General features: G+C 33.1%; 15 protein-coding genes. 2 read left to right on the forward strand and 13 right to left on the reverse strand.

Translation table 11 applies throughout. From position 1 onward, the window contains the following. Positions 1–96 precede the first annotated feature (96 nt). On the forward strand, positions 97–486 hold the full coding sequence (ytxJ, locus tag IR010_RS02430) for a bacillithiol system redox-active protein YtxJ (protein WP_029269675.1): 390 nt from the start codon (positions 97–99) through the stop codon (positions 484–486). Positions 487–595: 109 nt separating this feature from the next. Here the strand turns inward: ytxJ and IR010_RS02435 are convergent, their stop codons facing one another. Then, positions 596–1,762: a hypothetical protein gene (locus IR010_RS02435; protein WP_194601262.1), complete on the reverse strand. Its 1,167-nt coding sequence runs from the start codon at positions 1,760–1,762 to the stop codon at positions 596–598. Then, positions 1,762–2,757, reverse strand: coding sequence for a DUF2157 domain-containing protein (locus IR010_RS02440; RefSeq protein ID WP_194601264.1), 996 nt, complete (start codon positions 2,755–2,757; stop codon positions 1,762–1,764). Before IR010_RS02440 ends, IR010_RS02435 begins: the two co-directional genes overlap by 1 nt. Positions 2,758–3,037: 280 nt before the next feature. Between IR010_RS02440 and IR010_RS02445 the strand changes: the two genes are divergently transcribed. Beyond that, positions 3,038–4,357 (forward strand): T9SS type A sorting domain-containing protein, encoded by a 1,320-nt coding sequence (locus IR010_RS02445; protein WP_194601267.1) that lies wholly within the window; start codon positions 3,038–3,040, stop codon positions 4,355–4,357. 81 nt (positions 4,358–4,438) lie between these two features. Here the strand turns inward: IR010_RS02445 and argH are convergent, their stop codons facing one another. The 11 genes from argH to IR010_RS02500 all read right to left on the reverse strand — a co-directional run bounded on the left by argH (position 4,439) and on the right by IR010_RS02500 (position 15,996). Further along, positions 4,439–5,719 carry an argininosuccinate lyase gene (gene argH / locus IR010_RS02450; protein ID WP_194566586.1) on the reverse strand — a complete coding sequence of 427 codons (1,281 nt, stop codon included), beginning with the start codon at positions 5,717–5,719 and terminating at the stop codon, positions 4,439–4,441. 168 nt (positions 5,720–5,887) lie between these two features. Next, complete coding sequence (locus tag IR010_RS02455; protein ID WP_194602439.1) at positions 5,888–6,958, reverse strand: M20 family metallo-hydrolase; 1,071 nt, start codon at positions 6,956–6,958, stop codon at positions 5,888–5,890. Between the two features lie 191 nt (positions 6,959–7,149). Beyond that, positions 7,150–7,923: an acetylglutamate kinase gene (gene argB / locus IR010_RS02460; RefSeq protein ID WP_194601269.1), complete on the reverse strand. Its 774-nt coding sequence runs from the start codon at positions 7,921–7,923 to the stop codon at positions 7,150–7,152. A gap of 98 nt (positions 7,924–8,021) precedes the next feature. Continuing rightward, a complete protein-coding gene (locus IR010_RS02465) occupies positions 8,022–8,969 on the reverse strand; it encodes an N-acetylornithine carbamoyltransferase (RefSeq protein ID WP_194601270.1) in 948 nt (315 codons plus the stop codon). 73 nt (positions 8,970–9,042) lie between these two features. Continuing rightward, positions 9,043–9,444, reverse strand: a complete 402-nt coding sequence (locus IR010_RS02470) for a GxxExxY protein (RefSeq protein WP_194601272.1) — start codon at positions 9,442–9,444, stop codon at positions 9,043–9,045. A gap of 70 nt (positions 9,445–9,514) precedes the next feature. Continuing rightward, positions 9,515–10,276, reverse strand: coding sequence for a glutamate 5-kinase (proB, locus tag IR010_RS02475; RefSeq protein WP_194601274.1), 762 nt, complete (start codon positions 10,274–10,276; stop codon positions 9,515–9,517). Between the two features lie 210 nt (positions 10,277–10,486). Next, complete coding sequence (locus tag IR010_RS02480; protein ID WP_194601276.1) at positions 10,487–11,680, reverse strand: glutamate-5-semialdehyde dehydrogenase; 1,194 nt, start codon at positions 11,678–11,680, stop codon at positions 10,487–10,489. A gap of 151 nt (positions 11,681–11,831) precedes the next feature. After that, positions 11,832–12,971 carry an aspartate aminotransferase family protein gene (locus IR010_RS02485; protein ID WP_194601278.1) on the reverse strand — a complete coding sequence of 380 codons (1,140 nt, stop codon included), beginning with the start codon at positions 12,969–12,971 and terminating at the stop codon, positions 11,832–11,834. A 155-nt stretch (positions 12,972–13,126) separates the two neighbouring features. Continuing rightward, entirely contained in the window at positions 13,127–14,104 is a 978-nt protein-coding gene (gene argC, locus IR010_RS02490; protein ID WP_194566601.1) for an N-acetyl-gamma-glutamyl-phosphate reductase, read from the reverse strand. Continuing rightward, positions 14,097–15,290: an argininosuccinate synthase gene (locus IR010_RS02495; protein WP_194601280.1), complete on the reverse strand. Its 1,194-nt coding sequence runs from the start codon at positions 15,288–15,290 to the stop codon at positions 14,097–14,099. Before IR010_RS02495 ends, argC begins: the two co-directional genes overlap by 8 nt. A gap of 64 nt (positions 15,291–15,354) precedes the next feature. Beyond that, positions 15,355–15,996, reverse strand: a complete 642-nt coding sequence (locus tag IR010_RS02500) for a GNAT family N-acetyltransferase (protein WP_029269649.1) — start codon at positions 15,994–15,996, stop codon at positions 15,355–15,357. Positions 15,997–16,588: the final 592 nt, after the last annotated feature.

Raw genomic sequence — 16,588 nt, forward strand, 5'->3', positions numbered from 1 at the left:
CAAATTATATTCCATAGTAAAAATAAAGACAAAATGACACTTAAAAAATGATTTATATCATATCTTAATGTCAAAAAGTCATAAAACAAGTCAAATATGAGTTTTTTTAATTCAATCTTCGGAAATTCAGAGAATACAGATTCTCCACAAAGCAAAGTTAATTGGACCGAATTAACTGATATTCATCAATTAATGGAAATCGAAACCATATCAAATGAAAAGCCAGTTGTTATATTTAAACACAGCACAAGATGCAGTATCAGCCGTATGGCACTAAAACAATTTGAAAGAGAATTTGATTTGAACAATGTAGTTGATGCTTATTTTCTAGATTTAATAGCACATAGAGATATCTCAAATGAAATTGCTGATAGATTCAATGTTTATCATGAATCACCGCAACTTATCTTAATTAAAAATGGAAAAGCTGTTTACAACGTTTCACACAGCGATATTGATGCTGAAGCATTAAAAAGTAAAGTATAATTTTTTTTGTTGTGAAATGTGAAATGTGAAATGTGAGAAGTAATAACTAGGTATTCCTTCACAGTCACACATTTCACATTTTACATTTTACGTTTCACATTTCACATTTCTAAAAACTTCCTCCAGAACCGCCTCCGCTAAATCCTCCACCTCCAAAATCCATTGGAGAACTTTGAGGTTTTACTTCTGGTTTTAATCCAAACGTCGATGCTACAATTAGAGCTTCGGCATTTAAAAAGGCGCTAGAATTATTGATTCTATCTGGTCTAAAGGTTAAACCGCTATCTTTCTCTTTCAATTTTTTGATTGAAAAATACGCTATTGCAAATAATATTGCTCCTCCAAGGGTCAACGCAACTTCAATTGGCAAAACTGAATAATAAAAACGAATGGTGTAAATTGAAAAACCTATGGCTAGAAAACTTATCCAAAGCATGATTCTGTCTTTTGTTTTTAAAGCCTGAACCAAATAAACAATCGGCACAATAAGTGTAAAGCCATAAAAGAAAACAGCAAAAGGAATATCAGTTCCTGGAAGTATTTCGTTTCCTAACAACAATACAGAAAGCTCTCTGACTACTAAGTAATTACAAGAAAGATAAAACAGAATTAAGCAAAAACTGTTCACTAACAAAAGACCGTTATAATAGTAGGTTTCAGTCAAATTATGAACTGTTTTTTTAGTAAAGAAATAAAACACAGCCGAAAATAGCATCGTAACAAAAGGCAAAATGGTTTTTCCGATTGCGCCAAATTCAAAAAGACCATAAAATAAAATTGCTGAAGACGCTAAGCAAAAAACCGCCAAGGCCATTATATGCAAGTATCTTCTGTACATAAAAAAAGAGGTAGCTGCAACAAAAACAGCAATTACTAATTCGTAACCATCTGTTGTAAAAGCAACAGCAAATCCTAAATTTAGAATAGCCCCAAGGATAAAAGCATCATCTAGCCCATGGTTTCTATAATTTTGATTTGCCAACAACTCTGCACCTCCAAAACCAACAGCGGCAAAAATATAACAGCATATTTTAAAATAGAAATCTTCTCCGGCCATTCCAATTAATGAAAATGCACCACAAATAGAGGAATATAAAAATGATCCTAATAAAAAGAATCCAAATCGTACCAAAATATTACTTTGACTTCTAAAAGCGGGTAACTCTTTTTTGATTAAATTATTTTGTTCCTTACTTATAAATCCACCGCTTTGCAAAGAGTTTGCTTCTTCTAATAAAGCTTCATTATCTAATAAATTTTTATCGTGTACTATCATTATGCGATTTCTTTATTGAAGTTTTTAATCAGTTTAATAAATAATATAATTGAGCCAATGAAATAAGCTGGTAATATTAAAACAAACAAGGCCCAAACATCTGAAAAATCAATAAATTCAAAAATTCTAAACAAAAAGATATTTAAGCCTATATAGGCGTAAATTATCATAAAAACATACAGGGAAATTGCTCTGATTTCATGACTGATTTTATAAAAATAATAAGATGAACCCGCTAATACAATTGCAAAAAGAAACCAAATGCCGTCTTCATTATAGTCAACTAAATTACTGATCGATGCTATGCTTATTAAATGCAGGGCAAAAGTTAGATAGATGAGATTAAAATGAATTTTTAAATTTATTCGCAAGCTGTAAATAGTCCATAAAATAAGCAAACCACCCAGCAAGACAGCAGAATAACTTAAGTTTTGATGGCCATAAAAATCATTATTTAATAAATCCTGAGGCGTCACAGAAAGTCCGATATATGCAGCCAGACCCGTAATTGCAATCGTTAAAACACTTTTATTGTCGAAGTAATAGGCACAAATAAAACTTACTATTGTTGGAACTAAGGTAGCTAATCCGTAATGTGTACCAAAAGGTTTATATTGAAATTGAAGATAACCTATAAAAATACATGTCAAAATATTAGCCGCTAAAACCAAATATTCTATAACTGGATTTTCAAAAGCAGTTTCTGTTTTTTGAAATCCTTTTGAATGTTTGAAACAATAATAAAAACACACTACAATAATGATAAGTAATATCGAAAGAATGGCAATATGGCCAATGGTATCTATATTCTGATATATTAATACTCCAATACCAGACGTGAAAAGCAAAACAGATAAGTATAGAAAGAATTTTAATTCTGCGTTTAAGGAAAAAATATCCAGATCACGATAAGCAACAATCTCATTAAATTGATTTTCTGTAATTAGATTTTTGTCTAGAAGCGATTTAGCAGCTTCAGTTTCAAATTTTACCATACTATTTGTTTAAATAACTATTTTCAAATATATGTATTTAGCATGAGTTTTCTGGTTTAAAATTGTATTAAAAAAAGACAATAATTATGTTTGCAGAAATGTTTTATCAAATTATTTCTATTTATTTTTTTATACAAATTGTAAGATTTAATCTTTTAAAAATCCAAAAACTCAAATATTTTTATCAAAAATAAAGCAGTTCAAAATTTATTATTTACATTCGTGTAATCGATTACATTTAATAATAAAACCACTTATTAAACCAAATAAATACACTTAAATGAAAAACAATCTTTATTTACTCATTTTCCTAATGAGTTTATCCTCACTTTCCGCACAAAATTATTATTTGTCAGCACCAGAAGGTTTTGGCTCGAATACAACTGGCGGTGGAACAGCAACTCCAGTAAGCGTTTCTACTTTGGCTGATTTAACCGCAAAACTTAAACTGACAACTCCACAGGTCATTTTAGTTTCTGGAACGATTAATTTTACGTATACGAGTTTATTAGTAAGTGATAAAACTATTATAGGATTGCCCGGAGCAAAATTGGTAAACAACGATCAAACTGCTGCAGGATCTGGAATTCTGAATTTAAAAGCGGGATCAAATAATATTATTATTCGAAACTTAATTTTTGAAGGTCCAGGAGCTTATGATGTTGACGGTCATGATAATCTTACCTCTGAAGCTACAAATTTATGGGTGGATCATTGTGAATTTCAAGACGGAATGGATGGAAATTTTGATAATAAAGGAACTGCAGACAATGTCACAATTTCATGGTGTAAATTTACCTATTTAAAAGCTCCAAAAGCTGGAGGTTCTGGCGGTGCAGACGATCACAGATTTACGGATCTTGTTGGTTCAAGCAAAACGGATTATCCTGCAGATGGTCATTACAGCATTACTTTTAAAAATTGCTATTGGGCAGAGGGATGTAAAGAACGTATGCCTCGAGCTAGAAACGCAGAACTTCATATTCTTAATTGCTACTATAATACTTCTGTATCAGGATCACTGGCAATTGGTTTAGGCGGAGGCGATAAAAATTCTACCTGCTACGTGGAAGGTACAGATTTTGCCAAAATTGGCACTGCATTTAAAAACTACATTAGCACTGACGGAGGTGTTGCAGGCGCTACATTTGTGAACAGCCTTAAAGCTCCGGCAGATTATGGTGATGCAGTTGCAAAACCTTCTTATGCTTACACCACAATTCCTGTTGCTGATGTTGCGGGTTATATAACGAATACGTCTTGCGGTGCGGGTGCAACACTTCAAGCTGCTGCGGATGGAAAAATTTCTTCAAGCTGTACTAATTTAGGCCTAACTGATAAATCGAGTCTTGATTTAGATTTAAAATATTATCCAACAGTTATTGACAGCCTATTAAACATTCAATTTTCAAATCATGAAAATGGAACTGCCATTATAAGTATTTTTTCTGCAAATGGATCTAAAGTTTACACAAACTCAAAAAATATATCCTCTGATGAAAAATTAGAATTGAATGTGGGAAATCTTGCCAAAGGAACTTACATCTGCAAAATTCAAATCGAGAATAGAATTAAAACTTTTAAAGTTGTAAAAAATTAAATCTCTCCTATAAAAAAAGGTCATTGAAACAAATCAATGACCTTTTTACTTTTTACATCCAACTTTTTACATTTCACAATATCAAAAAGCTGCCCTCATTTTATCTTTAATCGCATCTAAACATAAATTATTGATACTTCCTTCATGAGTATGTTTTGTTTCTTTTGGAGACTTGTATGTTCCCGCTTCTAATTGCTCAGCAACAGCTTTGTAAGCATCTCTAAACGGCATTCCTGCTACAACCATTTCGTTTAAAGTATCTACAGTAAACAAATAATCGTATTTTTTATCTTCTAAAATATGATCTTTAACTGTAATATCTTTTATAGAAAATATTGCAATATCCAAACAAGATTTTAAAGTCTGAATCGCTGGAAATAAACCTTCTTTTAAAAGCTGTAAATCTCTATGATAACCGCTTGGCAGATTATTGGTGATTAAAGTGATTTCGTATGGAAGCGCCTGAATCTTATTGCATTTTCCTCTGATTAATTCGAAAACATCAGGATTCTTTTTGTGGGGCATAATGCTTGAACCAGTTGTAAGATGTGCCGGTAAACCAATAAAATCAAAGTTTTGGCTCATATACAAACAAACGTCCATCGCAAATTTTGATAACGTCCCAGCCACACTTGTCATCGCAAAAGCAACTGTTTTCTCCGCTTTTCCACGGCTCATTTGTGCTGCAACGGCATTGTATTTTAAGGTTTCAAATCCTAATTCTTTTGTTGTAAAGGTTCTATTGATTGGAAATGAACTTCCATAACCTGCCGCAGAACCTAACGGATTCTGGTCTACGATTTTTGAAGCGGCATTCAGCATCGTAATATCATCAATTAAACTCTCTGCATAAGCAGAAAACCACATTCCGAATGATGATGGCATCGCGATTTGTAAATGCGTATAACCTGGCAATAAAACGTTTTGATGCTTTTCTGCCGATTCCATTAACAAGTCAAACAATGTTTTAACTTGTTCTTTTATTGCTTTTAATTCGTCTTTTAAATACAAATGAACATCTACTAAAACCTGATCGTTACGAGAACGTGCGGTGTGGATTTTTTTTCCGGCATCTCCCAGTTTTGCCGTTAATAAATATTCTATTTTAGAATGTACGTCTTCGAAACTGTCTTCAATTTCGAAATTACCCACTACAATATCAGCGATAATTTCGTTTAACGCATCAACCAAAGAAGTTGTTTCTTGTTCAGTTAATAAACCAATTTGTCCGAGCATTTTAGCGTGAGCAATTGAACCTAAAGCGTCGTATTTTGCCAGAACCAAATCCAGTTCACGGTCGTTCCCAACGGTAAATTGTTCGATTTGTTTATCTGTTGGTATTCCTTTTTCCCAAAGTTTCATAGGTAGATTTTTAGATTTTTAGACTACTTAGATTTTTAGATCTTCCTAATCTTTGTATTTTCTTTATTATGAATGGCTCCTAGCCCCGATAGCAGTGGAAATCCTTTTATTTTTTCCTTTAAAAAATAAAAGATTGGAACGGATAGCGGGATTAGCTCCTAAAAAATATTATAATTTAAAGAAATCAGTTAGTATTTTGACATACAAATCAACTCCTTCTTCAATTTCATTTACAAAAATAAATTCGTCTGCTGAATGCGAACGCAATGTTTCTCCTGGTCCTAATTTTAAAGACTGACAGCTCAAAACCGATTGATCTGAAAGTGTTGGAGATCCGTAAGTTGTTCTTCCTAAAGCAATTCCAGCCTGAACTAAACCGTGAGCAACTGGAATAGAAGATGCATTTAAATGCATGGATCTTGGCGTTACTTCTGCATTTACGTTTGCTTTTACTACTTCTAAAATTTCTGTATTTGTATAGCGGTCTGTTACACGGATATCTACAACCAAATCGCATTCTGATGGCACTACATTATGCTGTTTTCCTGCATTGATTTGCGTTACAGTCATTTTAACAGGACCTAAAACGTCTGAGATTTTGTCGAATTTATAGTTTTTAAACCATTCCATTACCGGAATTGATTTGTATAATGCATTATCATCGTTTTGATGCGCTGCATGGCTTGCAGTTCCTTTTACTTTTACATCCAAAACCAATAAACCTTTTTCGGCAACGGCTAATTGCATTAAAGTTGGTTCTCCTACAATCGCACAATCTAATTCTGGCAAATGTTTTAAAACGCTATTTAATCCATTTTTTCCGCTACTTTCTTCTTCGGCGGAAGCCACAATAACAATATTATGAGATAGATTTTGGTTTTCGTAAAAATGAATAAAAGTCGCTAGTAATGACACCAGACAGCCTCCAGCATCATTGCTTCCTAATCCGAATAGTTTTCCGTCTTTTTCGATAGCTTTAAACGGATCATTCGTATACGCCTGATTGGGTCTTACAGTATCGTGATGTGAATTCAGTAAAAGTGTTGGTTTGTTTTCGTCGAAATATTTGTTGAAAGCCCACACATTGTTGTTTTCCCTCTTGAAAGGAATCTCGTTTTGATTGAACCAATTTTCGATTAAAAGTGCCGTTTGATCTTCTTCACTTGAAAATGAAGGGGTTTCAATAAGACTTTTTAATAAACTAATTGCTTCCTGGGTAAGCGTTGCAATATTTTTCATAGTTATGGTTTCTTTGCCACGAAGGCGAGAAGTCACAAAGTTTTAATTTAAATCTGTGACATTTTTGATTGGCGCAAATTTCTAAAATTAATATTTAAAATGCTCCGCACAATTCTATTTTTTTGCCACAGATTAAAAGAATTTTCACAGATTTTTTAATCCTGCTAATCCTTTAATCTGTGATATCTATTTTATAACGTAATCGTCGTATGCAGAACATCTGGGTTTTGAAGCATTTTGTGATGCCCAATTTTGATTTTCTGCACACCTCTTGACAAACTATTTAAACAGTTATCCAATTTCGGAATCATTCCAGAATGTATTACTTTTTCTTCTTTTAGTTTATTGTATAATGTTTCGTTGATTTCTGTTATTACAGATGAATCGTCTTCTGAGTCCTGCAAAACGCCCTGTTTTTCAAAACAATATGTCAGCGTAACATCAAAAACTTCAGATAATGCAATTGATAATTCGCTTGCAATTGTATCTGCATTTGTGTTTAGCAATTGTCCGTTTTTATCGTGTGTAATGGCACAGAAAACAGGAACAACCCCAGCTTCTAATAAAGTTGCCAATAATTTTGTGTTGACTTGTTTTACATCGCCTACAAATCCGTAATCGATTGTTGGATGGTTTCTTTTTACCGACTGAATTAAATTCCCATCAGCTCCTGAAAAACCAATTGCATTATTGTCTTTGGCTTGCAATTGCGCTACAATATGTTTATTGATTTGCCCGGCATAAATCATTACTACAACGTCAAGCATTGGAGCATCTGTAATTCTTCGTCCGTCAATCATTTGCGGAACCAAACCAATACTCTGTGCCATTTTCGTAGCCGATTTTCCACCGCCGTGAACTAATACTTTGTAGCCTTCGATTTTAGAAAAATCGGTTAAGAATTGTTCTAATTCTGCTGGGTTGTCGATGATGTTTCCACCTATTTTTAATACTGATACATTCATAAGATTCTAAGGTTCTGAGATTCTAAGATACTAAGTTTTTTTGTGCGCAAAGTTTCTTAGCATCTTAGTAGCTTAGAATCTTAGCAACTTTAAAAAAATTATATTTTTTTAAGAATCTTCTGTAAAACTAATTGTGCCGAATACGTTCTGTTATTCGCTTGTTCAATTACGATTGAATTTTCTCCATCTAAAACTTCATCGCTAACAATTACATTACGACGAACAGGAAGGCAGTGCATGAATTTTCCATTATTAGTTAAAGCCATTTTTTCGGCTGTAACGGTCCAGTTCGTATCGCTGTTGGTTACTTTTCCGTAATCGTTGAAGTTACTCCAGTTTTTTACATAAACGAAATCGGCATTTTCGAAAGCTTTATCTTGATCGTATTCGATTTTGCAGTCTTTTGTAATTTCTGGACTCAATTCGTAACCTTCTGGATGTGTGATTACAAAATCCATATCTTTTTGCATTTGCATCATTTCTACGAATGAATTAGCAACGGCTTGAGGTAAAGCTTTTGGATGCGGCGCCCAAGATAAAACTACTTTTGGTTTGTGTTTTGTTTTGAATTCTTCCATCGTAATAGCATCTGCTAAAGACTGTAATGGGTGACGAACAGCACTTTCCATATTTACAATTGGCACTGTAGCGTATTTCAAAAATCCTGAGATTACAGTTTCTTGGTAATCTTTTTCTTTATCAACCAAACCTGCAAAGGCACGGATTGCGATAATATCACAGTATTGCGAAACTACTTCTGCTGCTTCTTTAATGTGTTCTGAAGCACCCGAATTCATTACTGCTCCATCTTCAAATTCTAATGTCCATCCTTCGTTGGTAAAATTCATTACCATTACGTTCATTCCTAAGTTCAAAGCCGCTTTTTGTGTACTCAAACGCGTTCTTAAACTCGGATTGAAAAATAACATTCCTAAGGTTTTATTCTTTCCTAAACTTTGATTTTTAAGCGGATTCTTTTTGATTTTAATCGCTTGTTTTACCCATTTTGATAATGAGTTGATGTCTTTTATTGAGATATAGTTCATTTGTTTTTTTATTTTTGTTAGTTGTCTAAATTAGACGCTGATTATACTGATTCGCTATCGCGAAGACACTGATTTATACGGATTTTTCTATTCTTACTTTGCGATTGTTTTCGAAAATTTTCCGCCTAAATTCTGGTTTTGCACCAAAATTTAAAAGCAAACCTACTTCGCAATTTGTTCCTCTTAGATAATTCAAAATTTGATTTTCAAATTCTTTCACTATGCAATCTGCTGCTTTTAATTCTAAAATAATTAAATCTTCTACTATTAAGTCGGCATAATATTGTCTAACTTCAATTCCTTTATAATAAACTTCTATTTTCTTTTGAGCTTCGACCTTTAATCCTTTACTTTTTAGTTCTAAGTATAATGAATTTTGATAAACTCTTTCTAAAAAACCATATCCTAATTCATTATACACTTCATAAAAAGTTTTAATAATGATTTCGCTTAACTCCTGATGCAATAAATTCATATTTCAACATTTAAAAATCCGTAAAAATCCGCGTTTTCACGAAGTGAATCCGTGTCATCCGCGTATAAATCTACACAATTTTTGTGAAAGAAATTTCTTCCTTTAATGCTTTCAATATAAAATTATCATTTAATCCGTTTACGATCCAGGTTTCGATGTTGGCCGCTTTTGCGATTGCGGCTGCTTCTATTTTTGACTGCATTCCTCCTGTTCCATGTGATGATTTTGATTCGCCGATTTCTTTTTCCAACGTTTTTAAATCATTTACCAATTTTATTGTTTCTGGATTTTCATCGTGAATTGAATCTTTAGTGTAAATTCCGTTTGTATTCGTGGCAATGATCAGAATATCAACATTTAAAAGAACCGCCGTTAAAGCTGCTAATTTATCGTTATCCCCAAACCGAATTTCATCTGTGGCAACAGTATCGTTTTCATTGATAATCGGAATGTAATTGTTTTTAACTAATACATTAATTGTATTTACAATGTTCTTTTTGGTCTGCTCTTTTTCGAAATCAGAATAAGAAAGTAAACACTGCGAAGTATTTAGTCCTAAATCCTTAAAATTTTCATTGTAAATCCGCATTAAATGAGGTTGTCCGATAGAGGCCAAAGCCTGCTTCACGAAAACATCTTTATCTTGATTATCCAGCTTTACAAATTGCTTTGCCGCTGCAATTGCTCCAGAACTCACTATAATGAATTCGTACTCATCGTTTAGAGCCGCAATCTGTATTCCGAGGTCTTCAATCTTTCCCCGCGAAATATGATTGGTTTCTTTGGTTAAAGTATTACTTCCTATTTTTAATAAAATCCGTTTTTTTGCCATGTCTTTTGTTTTTGCCACGAAGGCGCTAAGGCACTAAGTTATTTTTAACGCAAAGGGCGCAAGGTTTTTTTTATATTGTTTGTGTTTACAAACGCTAAGTTCGCAAAGCTTTGTCCAAATAAATTCCAAATTCCAATATTCTAAAATCGTTAGTCATCATTCTAAAATCTAAAATTCTAAGAAGTCTAACAATCTAAGAAAGTCTAATAATTATCTAATTTGTCCTTCTCCGTAAACGTACCATTTGTTTGTTACAAGATGCTGCAAACCAATTGGCCCACGTTGATGTAATTTATCAGTGCTTATTGCTAATTCTCCGCCTAAACCAAATTGTCCTCCGTCTGTAAAACGGGTTGAGGCATTTTGATAAACGGCAGCAGCATCTACTGCATCCATAAATTCTTTTGCAGCTTGGTCGTCTCTGGTAATAATTACAGCTGAATGTCCTCCGCAGTATTTATTAATTTTATCAATAGCATGTTCCTCAGAATCAATTGTTCCGATTACAATTTTATAATCTAAAAACTCTTCGTACCAAATATCTTCTTTTTGAAGTGTTTCTGTATCTTCAAAATTTTCCAGAGATTTGTCAACGATAACTTCAACATTTGATTCTTTTAATGTTTCTATTAAAATAGCTGTAAAACCTTCAAAATTGGGCAATTTAGCATCAATTAAAACTTTGTCTACTGCATTGCAAGCTGAGATTTTAGAGGTTTTAGCATTCAAAATTACTTTTAAAGCCAAATCAGTATCTGCATCTTTATGAACGTAAACAAAATTATTACCGCGTCCGCTAACAATTACTGGGCAAGTCGCGTGTGCTTTTACAAACTCAATTAATTTTTCTCCCCCTCTTGGCACAATTAAATCGACTTTTTGAGTTGGTTTTTCTAAGAAAGCCTGAGTTTCTGCACGATTATAATTTAAATATTCAACCCAGTCTTTCGAAACTCCATTTTCTTCTAAAGCTTTATGCCAAAGACTTACAATTTTTAAATTTGATTTTAAAGATTCCTTCCCACCTTTTAATAAAATCTTATTTCCAGATTTAAAGGCAATTCCGCCAGCTTCGATTGTAACATCTGGACGTGATTCGTAAATAATTAAAATCGTTCCGAAAGCGGCTGTTTTATTAATGACTTTAATTCCATTATCATGCGTAAAATGAAAACGCTCAACGCCAACGGGGTCTTCCTGAGATGCCAGTTGATTTAGGGATAAAATCATCTCATCAACTTTTTTATCATCGACTTTCAAGCGTTCTTCCATCGCTAAATCTGAACCGTCGTAATCCGCAAGATCTTCCTGATTGGTTAGGATAATCTCATTCCGCTCCTGCTCGACCAGCTTTGCCATAGAGCGTAAAACCAGATTGCGTTTTTCAATTGATAATGGATTCATAATTTCTAGTGGTTGGTTGTTTTTTGGCTGTTTCTTTTTATCGAAACTTTATTGATACCTAACAGGTTTTAAAAACCTGTTAGGATACTATACTTTGTCTTTCGAAACCTGACAGGTTTTAAAAAACCCGTCAGGTTTAACGTAACGAGAATTAGTTTTTTAATTCTTCTAAACTTTCTTTTAAAGCTTTTACAAACGTATCAATATCAGCTTTTTTCACAGTCAACGGGGGTAAAATTCTCAATAGATTTTTATTGTTGGCGCTTCCTGTAAAAATGTGTTTTTCCATGATTAGCTTTTTTCTCAAAGCCGCAACATCAAAATCGAATTCTACTCCAAGCATTAGGCCTTTTCCTTTTACTTGTTTGATGCCGTCAACTTCTTTGATTTTTTCTAAGAAATATTCATAAACTTCGTTTACATTTTTTTGTAAATCCAGTTTTTCAATTACATCCAAAACGGCAATTCCTGCTGCACAAGATAAATGGCTTCCGCCGAAAGTAGTTCCTAATAATCCGAAACTTGCTTCAAATTTTGGAGAAATCAAAATGGCTCCAACCGGAAAACCATTCCCCATTCCTTTTGCAACTGAAATAATATCAGCACTGATTCCGTGATGTTGGAAAGCAAAGAATTTTCCGCTTCTTCCATATCCTGATTGTACTTCATCTAAAATCAAAACGACATCATATTTTTTACACGCTTTTTCTAAAGCCTGAAAAAATTCCGTTGTTCCTTGGTCTAAACCTCCAACTCCTTGAATTCCTTCGATAATTACAGCTGTTACATCTCCCTTCGCTAATTCTGCTTCGACCAATTCGATTTGGTTTAGCGGTAGAAAAGTAACAACTTGCTGTGCATTTATTGGCGCAACAATTTTTTTGTTATCAGTAACCGCAACAGCAGCAGAAGTTCTTCCGTGAAAAGAATTGTCAAAAGCGACAACTCTTGATTTTCCGTTATGGAAAGAAGCTAATTTTAAAGCATTTTCGTTTGCTTCAGCTCCAGAACTACATAAAAACAATTCGTAATCTTCTAAACCAGAAAGTTTTCCTAGTTTCTGAGCCAATTCAACCTGTAAAGGATTTTGAATTGCATTTGAATAAAATCCTAAATGGTCTAATTGATTCTTCAATTTAGCCACATAATCCGGCTGTGTGTGTCCGATAGAAATCACACCATGTCCACTGTATAAATCTAAGTATTCTACTCCTTTGTCGTCTGTAATTGTACAATCTACAGCTTTTACTGGAGTTATGTCATATAATGGGTAAACGTTGAATAAGTTCATTTTTGTTTTGTTTATTTTGTTTCAGGTTTAAGGTTTCAAGTTATACACAAAGTGACACTTGGAACTCTAAACTTGATACTAGTTTATGTTTCTTTTAAGCTATTTCAGGTTACGAAAAGAACGTGAAACCTGAAACTTTAAACTTGAAACTAAATTTAAAATCCGCTTGGTTTCAAATGTAAACCGGTGGTTTCTTCAAGTCCGAACATTAAATTCATGTTTTGAATCGCTTGTCCTGAAGCACCTTTGGTTAAATTATCTATAATTGATGTTATGAGAACCCGGTTTCCTTTTTTTAATAAACTAATGATACATTTATTCGTTTGCACCACCTGTTTCATGTTGATGTTTGTTGTGGTTACGGTTACGAAAGGTTCATTTTTATAGAAATCTTCGTATTTCGCAACCAATTGTTCCAAACTATCATCTGAAAGTGTGTATAGTGTTGCAAAAATCCCTCTTGGAAAATCTCCTCTATTCGGAATAAAAAGTAATTCGCTTTCGAAATCTTCTTGCAGCTGCACCAAACTTTCTGAAATTTCTCCTAAATGCTGGTGTTCAAAAGCTTTGTAATGCGACATATTATTGTTTCTCCAGCTAAAGTGCGAAGTTTCAGAAAGACTTACGCCTGCACCCGTACTTCCAGTTGTTGCGTTAATATGAACATCATTATTCAATCCGTTATTCTTAGCCAAAGGCAATAAAGCCAACTGAATCGCTGTAGCAAAACAACCTGGATTTGCAATATAATTTGCTTTTTTAATTTCAGCTTTGTTTAATTCTGGCAAACCATAAATAAAATCTTTTCCTTCGAAATGAGCATCTTTATTCAATCTGAAATCATTTCCTAAATCAATGATTTTTGTATGGCTTGCGAATTTATTTTCCTGTAAGAACGAAATTGATTTTCCGTGTCCCAAACATAAAAATACCACATTTATGTCAGGATTTATTACATCAGTAAAATTCATTTCTATATCACCCATCAAATCGTGGTGCGCCACAGAAAGTGGTTTACCTGCATTTGTCGTACTGTAAACAAAATCGATGTTTACATTAGGATGATACATTAATATTCTGATGAGTTCTCCGGCTGTGTAGCCAGAACCACCAATTATTCCGACATTAATCATGATCTAAATGATTTACAGATGAAAATATATTTTGAGCATTTCCTAAAATCTTAATAAATCCTTTTGCATCGTCAGATGTCCAGGCATTGTTCATTTCTCCATATTGACCAAAACCTGTATTCATTAAATCATTATCGGATTCAATTCCGTCAAGCGAAAAATGATATGGTTTTAAAGAAACGGTAACTATACCATTTACAGTATTTTGCGTGTCTTGTAGGAACGTTTCGATGTTTCTCATAACAGGATCTAAAAACTGACCTTCGTGAAATAACATTCCGTACCAGTTTCCTAATTGTTCTTTCCAGTATTGCTGCCATTTACCAAGAGTATGTTTTTCTAATAAATGGTGCGCTTTGATAATGATTAAAGGCGCAGCAGCTTCAAAACCAACTCTTCCTTTAATTCCGATAATCGTGTCACCTACGTGAATATCTCTTCCAATTGCAAAAGCATTTCCTAGTTTTTCAAGTGCCACAATATTATTTGAAGGCTTATCAAACTGACCGTTTAAACCAACTAATTCTCCTTTTTCAAAATGTAATCTTACTTTTTCTTCGCCTTCTTTTTGTAATTGCGAAGGATAAGCGTCACTTGGCAATGGCTGGCTTGAAGTTAATGTTTCTTTACCTCCAACACTTGTTCCCCAAAGTCCTTTATTAATAGAATATTGGGCTTTTTCCCAAGAATAATGAACTCCATTTTTAGATAAATAATCAACTTCTTCTTGTCTTGAAAGTTTTAAATCTCTAATTGGCGTAATAATTTCGATTTCTGGAGCGATGGTTTGGAAAATTAAATCAAAACGAATTTGATCATTTCCTGCACCTGTACTTCCGTGTGCTATAGCGCTTGCACCAACTTTTTTAGCGTATTTAATAGCTTCAATTGCTTGAAAAACACGTTCTGCGCTTACTGATAAGGGATAAGTATTGTTTTTTAATACGTTTCCAAAAATCAAATATTTTATAGCTTTATCATAATATTTATCTACGATTGTAAGGTTTGCGTGCTGTGCACTTCCTAACTCGTAAGCTCTTTTTTCAATTGCTTCTAATTCTTCAGCATCAAATCCTCCTGTATCTACAAGTACGGTATGAACTTCGTATCCTTTTTCATTTTTTAAATATTTCAAACAATACGAGGTATCTAATCCTCCACTATAAGCTAATACAACTTTTTTCATTTTTTATAATTTAGGCTAATACTTTCGTATTTAGCAAGTTTGAGATTTCATTTTTTTTATATTCTTAAGATAAAAAACCAAAAGACAATATTTTATTTAAGAATAAAGCTTGTTTAATTTTTTTTAATCTTTTCAAAACAGCTTCATTAAAAGGATGTCTTGGAGGATCTTTTTGTTTTTCTTTAGGATCGTATAGCATTCCGGTGCAAAGACACATTTTGTTTTCTTTGCTTTTTAGAATTTCATAGTTTGTACAAGTTTTACAGCCTGACCAAAAACTTGGATCTGTAGTAAGTTCAGAGAAAGGCACTGGTTTATATCCTAAATCAGAGTTGATTTTCATTACTGCCAAACCTGTTGTTATTCCAAATATCTTAGCATCAGGATATCTCTTTAAAGAATAATCAAAAACTTTTGATTTTATCTTTTTTGCGAGACCTAAACTTCTATAATCCGGATGTACGATTAAGCCTGAGTGCGCTACGAATTTACCGTGCTGCCAACTTTCGATATAACAAAAACCTGCAAATTTTCCATCTGCCAGAGCAATCATCGCATCACCGTTCGACATTTTTTTCTGAATGTATTCAGGAGTTCTTTTAGCAATCCCCGTACCTCTTAACAAGGCAGATGATTCTATTGTATCGCAAATTTCCTGTGCGAATTTGAAGTGTTCTTCCTGAGTAACAACAATAGAGATTTTCATTTCAATAGTTGAAGTTAGAGTTAAAAATTAAAGCGTATTGTTTAGTTTGAAATCTAGAAATCAATCCAATAAAAATAGACAAAATAGAAGTAACATTCTCAAAATCAAAAACTTGATTAAGAAAATTTACAAAATAATATATACTTTTAGGATATGTTTGTCCAATGGACAAATGGTGTGATTTCAAAATGAAAAATGAATATAAATAAATACGCGGCGAAAAACTCTGTGAATACTATAGAGATAGCATCCGTACTTCGGGAGAAGTAGCAGGTGAGTTTGTCCGTGACAAAGAAGTTATATGTAAACTTATTTTATTCATCGGTTGCAAAATTACACTATTTTTTAATTCACAAAACAAAAAATTAAAATTCTAACATTTTTTTAATGTATTGTTAATTTCTTAAAGCACAAAGGTTGTGCGGTATTAAGATGCTAAGGTTTTTAGTTTCTGAGTTTTATTTAGAGTTTAAAGCCTTAAAAGATCAAGTGTCAACTTTAAATATTAAACTTGGAAAACTCAAAACAAATTAAAATAAAAACCCGATAGTTTTTTACAACTATCGGGTTTTAAATATTTTAGAAATTGATA

This window comes from Flavobacterium sp. MR2016-29 (assembly GCF_015350695.1).
Taxonomy (GTDB): Bacteria; Bacteroidota; Bacteroidia; order Flavobacteriales; family Flavobacteriaceae; genus Flavobacterium.

What these genes read in the sequence shown, in the direction of transcription:
- proB (WP_194601274.1), bottom strand. Translation starts at nt 10,276, where the DNA reads ATGGCAAAAAAACGGATTTTATTAAAAATAGGAAGTAATACTTTAACC.
- IR010_RS02485 (WP_194601278.1), bottom strand. Translation starts at nt 12,971, where the DNA reads ATGAACTTATTCAACGTTTACCCATTATATGACATAACTCCAGTAAAA.
- IR010_RS02440 (WP_194601264.1), bottom strand. Translation starts at nt 2,757, where the DNA reads ATGGTAAAATTTGAAACTGAAGCTGCTAAATCGCTTCTAGACAAAAAT.
- ytxJ (WP_029269675.1), top strand. Translation starts at nt 97, where the DNA reads ATGAGTTTTTTTAATTCAATCTTCGGAAATTCAGAGAATACAGATTCT.
- IR010_RS02455 (WP_194602439.1), bottom strand. Translation starts at nt 6,958, where the DNA reads ATGAAAAATATTGCAACGCTTACCCAGGAAGCAATTAGTTTATTAAAA.
- IR010_RS02480 (WP_194601276.1), bottom strand. Translation starts at nt 11,680, where the DNA reads ATGAATCCATTATCAATTGAAAAACGCAATCTGGTTTTACGCTCTATG.
- IR010_RS02470 (WP_194601272.1), bottom strand. Translation starts at nt 9,444, where the DNA reads ATGAATTTATTGCATCAGGAGTTAAGCGAAATCATTATTAAAACTTTT.
- IR010_RS02445 (WP_194601267.1), top strand. Translation starts at nt 3,038, where the DNA reads ATGAAAAACAATCTTTATTTACTCATTTTCCTAATGAGTTTATCCTCA.
- argH (WP_194566586.1), bottom strand. Translation starts at nt 5,719, where the DNA reads ATGAAACTTTGGGAAAAAGGAATACCAACAGATAAACAAATCGAACAA.
- IR010_RS02500 (WP_029269649.1), bottom strand. Translation starts at nt 15,996, where the DNA reads ATGAAAATCTCTATTGTTGTTACTCAGGAAGAACACTTCAAATTCGCA.
- IR010_RS02435 (WP_194601262.1), bottom strand. Translation starts at nt 1,762, where the DNA reads ATGATAGTACACGATAAAAATTTATTAGATAATGAAGCTTTATTAGAA.
- argC (WP_194566601.1), bottom strand. Translation starts at nt 14,104, where the DNA reads ATGATTAATGTCGGAATAATTGGTGGTTCTGGCTACACAGCCGGAGAA.
- IR010_RS02465 (WP_194601270.1), bottom strand. Translation starts at nt 8,969, where the DNA reads ATGAACTATATCTCAATAAAAGACATCAACTCATTATCAAAATGGGTA.
- argB (WP_194601269.1), bottom strand. Translation starts at nt 7,923, where the DNA reads ATGAATGTATCAGTATTAAAAATAGGTGGAAACATCATCGACAACCCA.
- IR010_RS02495 (WP_194601280.1), bottom strand. Translation starts at nt 15,290, where the DNA reads ATGAAAAAAGTTGTATTAGCTTATAGTGGAGGATTAGATACCTCGTAT.